Below are 12,743 nucleotides of genomic sequence, written 5' to 3' on the forward strand. Positions count from 1 at the left end.
CCCACCGCACCGAAGGGCGGTGAGACGTTGGTTCGGCGATCACGGCCAGGCGTCCGGCCTCGTATCGAGCGTACTACTGCCCATTACTGACCGGTAACTTAACGTGCCGAATTGCTCCAACCTCACACCGGGGTCAGGTCAGGATTCCGGCTCTTCCACTTCGGGCTCGGCCGGGACCACGGAGTTCAGTGCCTCGGCGAGGACGGGAACGGTCAAAGTGCGTTGCCAGCCACGTGCGCCACCGGAAGTGAGCTTGGTCTCGATCGCACTCTCGACTTCGGCGATGTCCGAGTCGGGTTCCAGTTTCCAGTCCCAGCACAGGCGCCTGACCAGGTCGGGTTGGAGCAGATTCTCCACGGGCACCGAAACCTCTTTGCTCAGGTCCGACAGTGCTGCGCGCGCCGCGGTCAACCGATCAGCCGCCGCTGGATCCTGGCGGGCCCAGCGGCCGGCAGCGGGCGGCCCGACGATGGGCGGGGTTTTCGGCGGAAGCTCGCTGTCGGGGAGCCTGCGCGCGGCTTCCAGTGCGTCCATCCAGATACGCGAATAACGGCGTTGACGTGGTCCGCCGAAGACGGGAAGCGAGCGGAGCGCATCCAGCGACCGAGGATCTTTGAGAGCGGCATCGATGATCGCGGAGTCAGGAAGAACCCGACTCGGAGACACGTCGCGCTTGCGTGCGAGATCCTCGCGCGCTTGCCACAGCGCCCGTACCGCCGCCAACTGACGGGTGGTCTTGAGTGAGGTGATGTGCGACGTACGACGCCAGCGGTCCGGTTTGGGCTTGGGCGGGCCGGCCAGACGGATGTACTCGAACTCTTCCTTCGCCCACTCGAGCTTGCCTTGGGATTCGAGTTCGGCTTCCATTGCGTCGCGCAGTTCGAGAAGCACTTCGACGTCGAGGGCGGCGTAGTTCAACCAGGCGTCCGGCAGCGGACGTGTCGACCAGTCCGCAGCCCCGTGACCCTTGCGAAGTTCCACTCGCAGGGTTCGTTCCACGATCGCGGCGAGTCCGACTCGCTCGAACCCGGCCAGTCGTCCGGCCAGTTCGGTGTCGAACAGCTCGGCCGGCGTCAGGCCCAGTTCGGCGAGGCCGGGGAGATCCTGATCGGCAGAGTGCAGCACCCATTGCAACGGGTTGATCACCTCGGCCAACGGCTGCAGGTCTTGCGCTGTCGGAATCGGGTCGAGCAGGAACGATCCTGCTCCTTCGCGTCGAAGCTGGATCAGGTACGCCCGTGCCGAATAGCGGAATCCGGATGCGCGCTCGGCGTCCACGGCGAGCGGGCCGTGGCCGGAGGCCAGCGCGGCCGCGGCGTCGGCGACACCGGCGGCAGTGGTGATGACGTCCGGAACTCCGTCACGCGGAACGAGCAGCGGAACTACGTCGGAGGTGGGCTCGGTTGCATCATCGGTGACTTCGGACATGGTCACTGACTCTACGTCGCAGTCGGGGCCGGGGTTGTCACCTCAGCGTCGAACAGTTCGTCGAGTGCGGCTCCGAAACCTTGCGCGAGCTGGTCCAATTCGGGGGCCAGATCGGAGCAACTGACGATGCCGACGTCGAGTTTTCCGTCGAGAGACATCACCGTCACGTTGAGACCTGCTCCGTGAAAGATCGGGCCGAGCGGGAACATTCCCTTGATCTGGGCACCGAGGAAGTAGAGCGGGACCGGCGGTCCAGGCACATTCGACACGACCAGGTTGGACACGACGGGGTGACGCTCGGCGAGTTTGAGCGACGAGTACACGCGCATGGCGGCGCCGAACACCGCCGGCGAAGCGAACTGCGACCAGTCCTGGAGCATGTTCGCGCCCAGAGCCTCGTTGTGGTTCTTCGAGGTGGCGTTGTAATCGCTGATCGCGTGCAGGCGTTCGACCGGATCGGCGATCTGGGTGCCGAGTTGCGTGAACATGCCCGAGATCTGGTTCGTGCCCGGACGATCGGATTTGCCGTGGACCGACACCGGCACCATGGCGACGAGGGAGTCCTCCGGCAGCTCGTCCCGGTCCTCCAGATACTTACGCAGTGCCCCGGCGCAGAGCGCGAGAACCACGTCGTTGACCTTGACGCCGTGACGGTCCTTGACGGCTTTGACCTTCGCGAGATCGAGTTGGCTGAACGCGACGTTGCGGTGACCGGTGATCGCGCCGTTGAACGAGGTCCGCGGCGCGGTGAACGGAGCAGGCATCGCTTCACCCTTTCGCGCACGCGTCACCCACTTCGGGAGCATGGCGATTCCGCCGGGGACCAGACGGGCAATTCTTGCGGGTCGGGCGATGACGGCCATGAGTCCGCCGATGGCGATGTCCAGCGTTCCCGCGTCGCCCGCACCCTGTGCTGTGGGATCCACGAGCGCCGGTGAATCCGGTTCGAGACTGCACAGCTGAGCCAGGATGTTCGCGCCGGTGACACCGTCGGCAGCGCTGTGATGGATCTTCGACATGACGGCGATCTGTCCGTCGGCAAGTCCCTCGATGACCCACATCTCCCACAGCGGTCGGGAACGATCCAGCGGTTGGCTCGCGATGTGTCCGGCGAGCTCTGCCAGTTCCGCGTGTGTGCCGGGAGCAGGTACCGCGGTCCGATGGCAGTGCCGCTCGATGTCGAAATCGTGATCGTCGACCCACACGGGGTAGTCGAGATTGAGACGGGAATCTTTGAGTTTGCGCCGGAAGGTCGGCATGGTGGCCATTCGCGAGTCCAACTCGCGAAGCAGCTTCCGGTAGTCGTAGCCGCCCGGGATGGTCGTGGGGTCGAGCAGGACAAGTCCACAAACGTGCAATAGCTGGGTCGGTGTTTCCAAGTAGAGGAAGGTCGCGTCGAGTCCGCTGAGACGTTGCATGACTCATTCTAGAACAGGTTCTAGTATTTTTCCGGGGGAATGCTCAAACGAGTGACAGAGTCAGTCGTTCTGCCGCGACAGCGTGGTTATCCCGGCAGGCGGAAGCCCCGCCGCGTACGCGAGAACCTCGCAGAAAGCCTCGACGTGGTGAGCCAATTCGGACGAAGTTGCAGTCCAGGACGCTCGCAACTCCAGTTGATGGGCTCGCGGAGGCCCGGCGATGTCGCCGTACCGCACGGAAGTTGTAGCTGTGACCGTACCGCCCAGGGCCACAAAAGGTTCCGGTCCGGCCTCCAAAGCGTCCACCAGCCAACTCCAGGCTACTTCGGGAAGTAGTGGATCCGCGGCGACGGCTTCGTCGAGATCGGCCTGGATGTACGCCACCAACCGCATGGTGCCGTTCCACGCCTCGTCGCCGTCCGGATCGAACAACAGGATCAGGCGGCCGAAAGCGTCACCTTCGGACTGCTCGGCCACTACGTCGGAGTCCGGGTGGAGAACCTCGGCCCCCACCGCGTGGCTGTACGGAGCGAGACGCTGCGGCGGGCGGATGGGACCGACCTCTATCTCGGGCCGAACCCGCGCAGCGGTCATCGCCTCCACGGCGGCACGGAACTCGGCCGGGTCGGCTGTCGATCCGGATGTCGTCACAGGTCAGGACGTTAGTCGGGGATGTGGGCGGGGAGGTGGAGGCGCGCCGACCGAGTGTGGCTCGGGTGTGTGGCCGCTCACGAACCGCTCGGGTGTCCGATCCCGAGTGTGGGACGTGGCAGCATTGAGTCGATCGAAGACACACGTTGGCGGAGAGCGCGAGGACTGATGAGCGGGTTGGACAACATGAATTCAGGCATTACCGGGTCGGCGGAGTACAGCGCTCGGCGAGTCTTGCCCGACGCACCGTTGCTTGCCGCGGCGACCGGACGCACTCCGAGTCGACGGCCGGTGTGGTTCATGCGTCAGGCCGGGCGTTCGTTGCCGGAGTACCGCGAGGTCCGCGCCGGGATCGGCATGTTGGAATCTTGTTTCGATCCGGCGCTGGTCTGTGAGATCACGATGCAGCCGGTGCGCCGTCACGACGTGGACGCGGCAATCCTGTTCTCGGACATCGTCGTTCCACTCAAAGCCGCGGGAATCGATCTCGACATCGTTGCCGGCGTCGGACCGGTGGTTGCCAATCCGATTCGCTCCATCGCCGACGTTGCAGCACTCCCGCGACTGGTCCCCGAAGAGGTAGGCGCAATCGCGCAGGCCGTTCGGCTTCTCACCACCGAGTTGGGCTCCACGCCGCTGATCGGCTTTGCCGGAGCGCCGTTCACTCTGGCGTCGTATCTGGTCGAAGGTGGTCCGAGCCGGAACCACGAGAAGACCAAAGCGCTCATGCACTCCGATCCGAAGACCTGGCACGCGTTGCTCGGAAGTTTGGCCGACACCACGATCTGCTTCCTGCAGGCGCAGCTCAAGGCGGGCGTCGACGCGGTCCAGCTGTTCGACTCGTGGGCCGGCGCGCTCTCGCTGGCCGATTATCGGGAATTTGTCCTGCCGCATTCCGAGCGAGTGTTCGCCGAGGTTGCCGCTGCCGGCGTCCCGCGTATCCACTTCGGTGTCGGCACCGGTGAACTTCTCGGCGCGATGGGGGAGGCAGGCGCCGACGTCGTGGGTGTCGACTGGCGGATTCCGCTCGACGTCGCGGCTGGTCGTGTCGGTCCGGGTAAGGCGCTGCAGGGCAATCTCGATCCCGCCGTACTGTTCGCGGGCCCCGAGGTGATCGATCGTGAGGTGCGCCGGATCGCCGCCGAAGGGGACCGCGCGATCGAGGCCGGTGCCATCGGCCACATCTTCAACCTCGGCCACGGAGTTCTTCCCGACACCGATCCCACGGCGATCACCTCGGCGGTGGAGCTGGTGCACTCGCTGTGACAACGACTCGGCCGTCGGTCGCGGTGATCGGAGGCGGAATCTCCGGTCTGGTTGCCGCGTACCGGCTTCGGCGCAGTCTGGGCTCCGAAGCGGACATCACGATCGTCGACGACTCACCGCGGCTGGGCGGGAAGCTGCGAACGATTGATCTGGGCGGTGGCCCGATCGACATCGGTGCCGAGGCTTTCATCGCCCGTCGGCCGGAAGTTCCTGCGCTTCTCGCCGAGCTGGGACTGACCGATCAGATCGTCTATCCCGCGGGCCTGAGTCCGTTGATCTGGTCTCAGGGCTCACTGAATCGGTTGCCGACCGGAACCCTGATGGGAATCCCGGCTTCGGCGGAGTCGGTTCGAGATCTTGTCGACGAGCAGACCCTGGCGCGCATAGCGGCCGAGGCCGGCGTCCCGCTGGAGTGGACCCGCGGTTCCGATTGCAGTGTTGCCGAACTGGTTTCGCAGCGATTCGGTGATCAGGTGGTCAGCCGATCGGTGGATCCGCTTCTCGGTGGGGTGTACTCGGGGCTGGCGGAGACCATCGGCGTGCGTGCAGCTTTGCCGACACTCGCTGCGGCCCTCGATGCGGGCTCTCGGAGCCTCACGGATGCAGTCGCAGCCGCATTGCCGACGCCTGCACCGGGGCCGGTGTTCGGAGCGCTCAGAGACGGGTACGGCATCCTGCTCGATGCGCTGCAGCAGGCCGCCGACGCGACCTTCGTCCGTGGCGAGGCTTCCGGGTTGCGCAGCGACGGGGCTGGTTGGAACGTCGATCCGCTCGGAAGCGTCGACGCGGTGATTCTGGCCGTCCCGGCGCCGCGCGCGGCGGCGCTGTTGGCCGGAGTCGATGCGGATGTTGCGAGTACCGTCGCTCGGATCGAACTGGCGTCGTCCGCGGTGGTGGCGCTCCGGTTGTCCGGGCAGGTCGAACTTCCGCAGAATTCAGGGATCCTGGTAGCCACCGACGCCGACCTGACCGCCAAGGCGTTCACGCTGTCGAGCCGAAAGTGGACACACCTCGCTGATCGCGGTGAGCACCTCGTTCGGGTGTCGTTCGGTCGATTCGGTGCATCGGAGATCGTCGACCGGCCGGATGGTGAGTTGATCGACTTCGCGCGCGCCGATCTCGAGACCGTGACCGGAATCACCGAGGAGCCAGGCGCGACCTTCGTACAGCGGTGGCACGGAGGTCTTCCCCAATACGCCCCAGGTCACACGGAAATCGTGGCTGAAATCGAGTCCGGGATGACGCAGTTCGACGGCCTCGCCCTGGCCGGGTCGTGGCTGCACGGCGTTGGGGTTCCGGCGTGTGTCGCAGTCGGCACGACGGCGGCTACACGGATATTCGAGCGAGTGGCACGATAGACCCATGGCACGCCTTGATTTCGACAAACTGAACTCTGAAATCCGTTACCTCATGTTCTCCGTGTTCCAGGTGGAACCCGGTGTGCTGGGCGATGATCGGGAAGCTGCGGTCAAGGACGCCCGCTTGTTCTTCGAGGGTCTCGAAGACAAGGGCGTCGTGGTTCGCGGGATCTACGACGTCGCCGGCCTGCGCGCCGACGCGGACTTCATGATCTGGACCCACGCGGCCACCATCGAGGAACTGCAGGCCGCGTACGCGGATTTCCGTCGCACCACCGTCCTCGGACAGGCCAGTGCTCCCATCTGGAGCAACTCGGCGGTGCACCGCCCCGCGGAGTTCAACAAGAGCCACGTGCCCTCGTTCATCGCGGGTGAGGATCCGGGCGACTACATCTGCGTCTACCCGTTCGTCCGCTCGTACGAGTGGTACCTGCTCCCCGACGAGGAGCGTCGCAAGATGCTCGCCGATCACGGTATGGCTGCTCGTTCGTACAAGGACGTTCGCGCCAACACGGTCCCGGCCTTCGCCCTGGGGGACTACGAGTGGATTCTCGCGTTCGAAGCACCCGAGCTCATTCGTATCGTCGATCTGATGCGCGATCTACGTGCCACCGAAGCTCGCTTGCACGTTCGCGAAGAGGTGCCGTTCTTCACCGGCCCGCGCGTGGACATCGAGAAGCTGGTCCTTTCCCTTCCCTGATCTGCTTCGAAAGTAGTTTCTGTGACAACTGCACCGAACCGGCGTCGTCAACACATGTCCCATTGGGGAATGTTCACCGCCGAATCGGTCGCCGGCGAGGTGACCGCCGTGCATCCGTACGAGGGTGATGCGAATCCTTCGCCGATGCTCGGGAACCTCGCCGGTTCGGTGCGCAGTCGGGCTCGTGTTTCGGGCCCGGCGGTGCGTCGGGGTTGGCTCGAGAACGGGCCGGGTCCCAGCGACCGACGTGGAGCCGACGAATTCGTCTCGGTCTCCTGGGACGAACTGACCGAACTCCTCTCGCGTGAACTGCGTCGCGTGGTCGACGCGCACGGAAACAACGCGATCTTCGGCGGCTCGTACGGCTGGGCCAGCGCCGGCCGATTCCATCACGCGCAGAGCCAAGTTCACCGATTTCTGAATCAGCTGGGTGGATACACCAAGTCAGTTCACAGCTACTCGCTCGGTGCCACCGGCGTCATCATGCCGCGTGTGGTCGGAACGCACTCGAAGTTGTTCGCGCGCTCCACGTCGTGGGACGTCATCGCGAAGCACTCCGATCTCCTCGTCTCGTTCGGAGGAGTGCCGATCAAGAACACCGGAGTCAATGCCGGTGGTACGAGCGATCATCCGACGCGCGGGGCGCTCGACGCGTTTCGTGCCCGCGGCGGAAAGATCGTCTCCTTCAGTCCGTTGCGTGACGACGTCGAGGGTGACTGCGAGTGGATCGCACCCGTTCCGGGAACCGACGTTGCAATCATGCTTGCCCTGGCGTTTGTCCTGGCGTCGGAGGACCTGCACGATCGCGATTTCCTGGGCCGTTTCTGCGTCGGTTACGAACGCTTCGAGGACTACCTGCTCGGACGTTCCGACGGTGTACCGAAGGATCCGCGCTGGGCGCAGAAGATCTCCGGTGTGTCGGCGGAGTTCATCACCGACCTGGCTCGGAGAATGGCGTCTGGCCGGACGCTGGTGACCGTCACGTGGTCGTTGCAACGCATCAAACACGGTGAACAGGCACCGTGGATGGGCGTGACACTCGCAGCGATGCTCGGCCAATTCGGGCTTCCGGGTGGAGGTTTCGGGCACGGCTACGGTTCGATGAACGAGCCGGGTCTGGCTCCGGTGCCGTATCCCTTGCCGACCTTCTCGCAAGGTGTGAATCCGGTGTCGGATTTCATTCCGGTAGCCGCGATTTCCGACCTGCTGCTTTCGCCCGGGGAGGAGTTCGATTACGACGGCCGGCGCTTGACCTATCCCGACATCCGGTTGGTCTATTGGGCCGGTGGCAATCCGTTTCACCACCATCAGGATCTCCCGAGGCTGCGACGGGCATTTGCGCGTCCGGACACGATCGTCGTTCACGATCCGTACTGGACGCCGATGGCCCGCAACGCCGACATCGTTGTCCCGTCGACCACCTCGCTCGAACGAAATGACCTGAGCTGCACTCGAAACGACCCGCTTCTGGTCGCGATGCAGCAGGTCGTTCCACCTTTCGAGAACTCGCGTGACGACTACGACACGTTTGCCGCTCTCGCTTCTGCGCTCGGATTCGGGGAACAGTTCACCGAGGGGCGATCCTCACAGGAGTGGATCGAGCATCTCTACGGTCAATGGCGGCCGTTCGTCGATGCAGACGGCGGCAACACACCGACGTTCGAGGACTTCTGGGCAGAAGGGCACTACCGGATGCGAACCGAAGACAACCTCGTGCTCTTCGGTGACTTCCGTGAGAATCCCGAGAAATATCCGCTCTCGACTCCGAGTGGGAAGATCGAGATCTTCTCCGAGACCATCGAGTCCTTCGGCTACGACGACTGCGCCGGCCATCCGCGCTGGTACGAGCCCGACGAGTGGCTGGGTGGACCGCGAGCCTCGCAATTCCCGCTTCACCTGATCGCCAATCAGCCCAAGACGCGTCTGCACAGCCAACTCGATCACGGCGCTGCGAGCCAGGCGTCGAAGATTCAGGGACGCGAGCCGATTCGTATGCACCCCGATGCAGCGGCCGCGCGCGGCGTCTCGGCAGGAGACGTGGTGCGGGTGTTCAACGATCGCGGAGCGTGCCTTGCTGGTGTGATCGTCGACTCGGACTTGCGGAGCGACGTCGTCCAACTTTCCACCGGTGCCTGGTACGACCCGCTCGATCCTGCCGATCCCGACTCTCTGTGTGTGCACGGCAATCCCAACGTTCTGACACCGGACGTCGGCACGTCGTCACTCTCGCACGGGTGCACCGGCCAGCACGTTCTGGTGCAGATCGAGAAATTCGACGGGGCCCTGCCGCCGGTCAAGGCATTCGATCCGCCCGTGCTTCGTTCACGCTGACGGAACCGATCGGCCACCTCTCGCGTCGAACCTCGTGAGCGCCTGAATCAGGTGTCACGATCTATCGAAGGTGGGGGCCATCGTGAGTGCAGCGGATGTTGGTTCGATGCGGGGGCAAGTCGAAGTACTTCGGGCTCAGATCGATTCGATGCAGCACGTTCTGTTGGAGCGGACTCGATCGCTGGCGGACTTGCAGGAGAGGATCGCTCGAGCGACGGCGAGCGCGCGTTCGAGTGACGGCAGCGTGGAAATCGTCGTCGACGCCCGGGGGCGGTGGTGGGAGTCGATCTCTCGGGGAGTTCTTACGCCAAGCATTCGCCGGCAGCGTTGGGGAATCTGATCCTGGCTACGGCCGCGTCTGCGGCAGAAGACATACGCCGACAGGTTGCCGAGATGACGAAGCCGCTCACGGAGGCGGCCGGAATCGACTTGCCGGATCTGGTTCCGGGCGTGCTCGGATTGCGCGAGATTCTCGAACCTCGTCCGAGCTCCACACCGGCTTCCTGCGACGAGAACTGGGACCGCACCGTTCTGAGGAGCTCCGGCAATGTCTGAACTGGGCGTGAATGTGGCCGCGATGAAAAGTGCTGCACCAGCCTTCGCGGTGGTCGGTGCCGATCTCGACGAGGCGCGGAGCGCTCTCGACGCAGTGGTCGCCGCCGAAGAGGGTTGCTGGGGCACTGACCAGTTCGGATCCGCATTCTCAGGCGCATATGTTCCCGGTGCGGAGTCAGCAGTCGGTGGGATGACACTGGTCGCGGGCGCGCTCCGCGAATTGACCGCCACGCTGATCGAGATCACCGATCGTTTCGAATCGATCGACACCTCGCTTGCCGACGACATGGCGGGTGGGCTCTGATGGGACTCGAGATTCCCGGCTGGTTACAGGCGGTTGCGTCGGTCGCGGTGGGCAGTGACTGGCCGCAAGGAGACGAAACGGCACTGTGGAGGTTGGGTGATGCCTGGTCAGGTGCGGCCGATCGGATCGAGGCTTCGGCCGCTGCCGGTGGTTACGGATTGCAGGCAGTACTGGCATCGATCGACGGTCGAGCCGGCGACTCGTTGTCTCGGTATTGGTCCGAGGCCGGGGGAGTTGCGGAGGTCTTCGAGCGGTTGTCCTCTGCCGCGGCCGAACTGGGTCAGTCATGCACCGATACCGGCACGGACATCGAGTACACCAAACTGTCGATCCTCGCGGCGCTGGGCGCACTGGCGCTCGAGATTGCCGCCATGGTGGCGGCTGCTGTCCCGACACTGGGTGTCAGTACCGCCGGGGTCGTGGCGGCTGAGGTCGCAACAACACTCACGGTCCGAATGTTGTTGCAGCAATTGTTGATACGAGTGATCGAGGCTGCGGCAGTGGAAGCTGCCGCTGCCGTCTTCTCCGGCCTCGCCATTCAACTCGGGCAGATGACGATGGATCATCGCCAGTCGATCGACGGTGGCAAGGTCGTGACCGAGGGGCGCGACGGTTTCATCAAGGGACTTGCGAACGGAGGGTTGAAGACGACGCCGGATCGTGTCGGCCCTGACCCGAACCCGCTCCCGACCGGTTCGAGAGTGCAGGAGATCGCGCGGGGCGCCTTCGACGACGCGGTGTCGGGAGCGTCCGCTGCGATCGTGACGAAGGAAGTCACGGGCGGCGACGCCTCGTTGACTGACATCACTTCCGGCGCGATCGGTGGCGGGATCGGTTCCGTCAAAGACGGACTTGTCGCTCGCAACGAGGACCTGAATGCGGCCGGTCTGAGCCCGACTGCGCTGAACTGGGACTTCTGAGTGGAAAGTCTCGAATCGTGGGCTACCAGTGACACGGGGTAGCCCACGACCTGGCTACTGAGCGGGCTTGAGGACCAGCGAGATCGAGTTGATGCAGTACCGCTGATCGGTCGGCGTCGGGTACCCCTCACCCTCGAAGACGTGACCGAGGTGGCTGTGGCACTTCTTGCAGATGACCTCGACGCGGCGCATCCCGAGTGAGCTGTCTTCCTTCAGGATCACGGCATCCGAATCCGCCGGATCGAAGAAGGACGGCCACCCGCAGTGCGATTCGAACTTCTCGGTGCTGCGGAACAGTTCGGCTCCGCAGGCCCGGCAGGAGTAGACACCTTCCGTGGTGGTGTCGGTGTACTCGCCGACGAAGGGGCGTTCGGTGCCGGCTTGGCGCAGGACGGCGAACTCCTCCGGCGTCAGTTTTTCGCGCCACTCGCTCTCGGTGTACGTGACCTCAGGTGTGCTGTCGATGCCATCGTGTGAAGAACTCATGCCTCCACGCTAATGCTTTGTCGCCGTTTCGGCTTCGTGGGCAGGTGAGACGGCATCGAGTGGGGGATCGAGGAGGTACGCGGGATCGATTCCCCGATCCAAACGGCCCTCTCGACGCGCGACCAGATACCGGTATCCGAGGACACAGAAGATCACGATCAGCAGAAGGCTCCAGCCGAGGGTGCTCTTGGTGTATTCGGCCGCCCGGCCGAAGGTCGGCCAGCGGTTCGACCACCAGCTGTCGAACGTCATGAAGCCGTAGACGGCGAGCCACGCCGGCCAGTTCCGCATGACCGAGTTCTTGAGTACCACGGACATCAGGAGCGGGAGCAGCATCATCGAGTAGTACATCTGGCCGAGCGAGGGCAGCAGGAACGACGCGGTCATGATCACACCGGTCGCGGTGGTGAGGAAGAAGAGTTCGTCGTTGCGGTAGTAGCGGTACAGAAGCCACAGAGAGACGACGACCATGGCGGCTAACACGACGCGCAAGAGCAGGATCAACCATTCGGGCAGACCGAAGTAAGCGCCGTTTCCGACAATCGAACTGTTGAAGTAGTCACGAGATTCGAGCAGGTACGGCACGGTGCGGCGGACGAAGTCCATCGGATCCGACGCCAGCGGCCATGCCACGACCGTGAGAATGAACGGGATGCCCAGGGCGGTGACCAACACCTTCCACTGACCGCGAACGAGTGGCAGCAGGAGCAGCGGCGCGAGAGTGGGTTTCACTGCGATGGTGAGACCGATCGCGGCGCCGGCCCACAGATCCTTCTTGCGCATCAGCAACAGGAGGAAGGCAACTTCGCCGAGCAGGACGAGGCCGTTGATGTTGGTGAACACCAACGTGTTGGTGACCGTCTCCGACATGAACGCGCCGAGCACCAGAATCGGCGCCGCGATGGAACTGATCGTCAGGTCGAACAAGCGCAACAGCAGGTAGAGAGCCACGAGAATGGCGACGGCATTGACACCGATGAACAGCCACCGTGAGCGCTCGGGATCGAGGATCGCCAGGGGGGCCATCAACAAGGAACCCGATGGTGGGTACAGGTAATGGGGGTCTACGGAGTTGAAATCTGCGGTGTAGACGTCGCGCCCGTTCCAGAACGCCAGCGCGGCGTTGTAGACCGGTCGGAAGTCATCGGTGATGGCGCCGTTGACTGCTGTGACGATGACACGATTGAGCACTGTCATCACGGCGATCGGCCACAAAACGAAGTTGACGACTTGTTGGGTTGTCCGCCCGGTACGCGGCTCGAGCTGTCGAAGGAACACTTCGGCACGGTACACCGGAGCAGGGTGTGATCGGGGGATGCACCCCTT

Annotated in this window: 12 protein-coding genes; 7 read left to right on the plus strand and 5 right to left on the minus strand. The window is 64.0% G+C overall.

From position 1 onward, the window contains the following. Positions 1-138 precede the first annotated feature (138 nt). Genes AOT96_RS24530 through AOT96_RS24540 form a run of 3 tightly spaced genes read right to left on the minus strand, consistent with a single transcriptional unit; the run spans position 139 to position 3,497 of the window. Positions 139-1,428 carry an HRDC domain-containing protein gene (locus tag AOT96_RS24530; protein ID WP_007732879.1) on the minus strand — a complete coding sequence of 430 codons (1,290 nt, stop codon included), beginning with the start codon at positions 1,426-1,428 and terminating at the stop codon, positions 139-141. 11 nt (positions 1,429-1,439) lie between these two features. After that, positions 1,440-2,846, minus strand: coding sequence for a WS/DGAT/MGAT family O-acyltransferase (locus tag AOT96_RS24535; RefSeq protein ID WP_003942594.1), 1,407 nt, complete (start codon positions 2,844-2,846; stop codon positions 1,440-1,442). Positions 2,847-2,906: 60 nt separating this feature from the next. Then, complete coding sequence (locus AOT96_RS24540; protein ID WP_003942604.1) at positions 2,907-3,497, minus strand: DUF3000 domain-containing protein; 591 nt, start codon at positions 3,495-3,497, stop codon at positions 2,907-2,909. A gap of 168 nt (positions 3,498-3,665) precedes the next feature. Here AOT96_RS24540 and hemE point away from each other — a divergent pair, with 168 nt between their 5' ends. From hemE to AOT96_RS24575, 7 genes are all read left to right on the plus strand, one after another. After that, positions 3,666-4,763 (plus strand): uroporphyrinogen decarboxylase, encoded by a 1,098-nt coding sequence (gene hemE, locus AOT96_RS24545; RefSeq protein ID WP_050656617.1) that lies wholly within the window; start codon positions 3,666-3,668, stop codon positions 4,761-4,763. Further along, positions 4,760-6,121, plus strand: coding sequence for a protoporphyrinogen oxidase (locus AOT96_RS24550; protein WP_007732889.1), 1,362 nt, complete (start codon positions 4,760-4,762; stop codon positions 6,119-6,121). The genes hemE and AOT96_RS24550 overlap by 4 nt, the downstream gene beginning before the upstream one ends. A gap of 4 nt (positions 6,122-6,125) precedes the next feature. Further along, complete coding sequence (gene hemQ, locus AOT96_RS24555) at positions 6,126-6,821, plus strand: hydrogen peroxide-dependent heme synthase (RefSeq protein WP_003942644.1); 696 nt, start codon at positions 6,126-6,128, stop codon at positions 6,819-6,821. Positions 6,822-6,875: 54 nt separating this feature from the next. After that, on the plus strand, positions 6,876-9,152 hold the full coding sequence (locus tag AOT96_RS24560; protein WP_065352425.1) for a molybdopterin guanine dinucleotide-containing S/N-oxide reductase: 2,277 nt from the start codon (positions 6,876-6,878) through the stop codon (positions 9,150-9,152). 276 nt (positions 9,153-9,428) lie between these two features. Beyond that, positions 9,429-9,707 carry a hypothetical protein gene (locus AOT96_RS36090; RefSeq protein ID WP_231917327.1) on the plus strand — a complete coding sequence of 93 codons (279 nt, stop codon included), beginning with the start codon at positions 9,429-9,431 and terminating at the stop codon, positions 9,705-9,707. After that, positions 9,700-10,011 carry a hypothetical protein gene (locus AOT96_RS24570; RefSeq protein ID WP_065352426.1) on the plus strand — a complete coding sequence of 104 codons (312 nt, stop codon included), beginning with the start codon at positions 9,700-9,702 and terminating at the stop codon, positions 10,009-10,011. The genes AOT96_RS36090 and AOT96_RS24570 overlap by 8 nt, the downstream gene beginning before the upstream one ends. After that, positions 10,011-10,931 carry a WXG100-like domain-containing protein gene (locus tag AOT96_RS24575; protein WP_003942627.1) on the plus strand — a complete coding sequence of 307 codons (921 nt, stop codon included), beginning with the start codon at positions 10,011-10,013 and terminating at the stop codon, positions 10,929-10,931. The genes AOT96_RS24570 and AOT96_RS24575 overlap by 1 nt, the downstream gene beginning before the upstream one ends. Before the next feature lie 54 nt (positions 10,932-10,985). Here AOT96_RS24575 and msrB read toward each other — a convergent pair whose 3' ends face one another. After that, positions 10,986-11,417, minus strand: coding sequence for a peptide-methionine (R)-S-oxide reductase MsrB (gene msrB, locus AOT96_RS24580; RefSeq protein WP_003942631.1), 432 nt, complete (start codon positions 11,415-11,417; stop codon positions 10,986-10,988). A gap of 9 nt (positions 11,418-11,426) precedes the next feature. Beyond that, positions 11,427-12,710 (minus strand): glycosyltransferase family 87 protein, encoded by a 1,284-nt coding sequence (locus tag AOT96_RS24585; RefSeq protein WP_065352427.1) that lies wholly within the window; start codon positions 12,708-12,710, stop codon positions 11,427-11,429. Between the last annotated feature and the right edge of the window lie 33 nt (positions 12,711-12,743).

The organism is Rhodococcus sp. 008, from assembly GCF_001682295.1.
GTDB lineage: Bacteria > Actinomycetota > Actinomycetes > Mycobacteriales > Mycobacteriaceae > Rhodococcus_F > Rhodococcus_F qingshengii.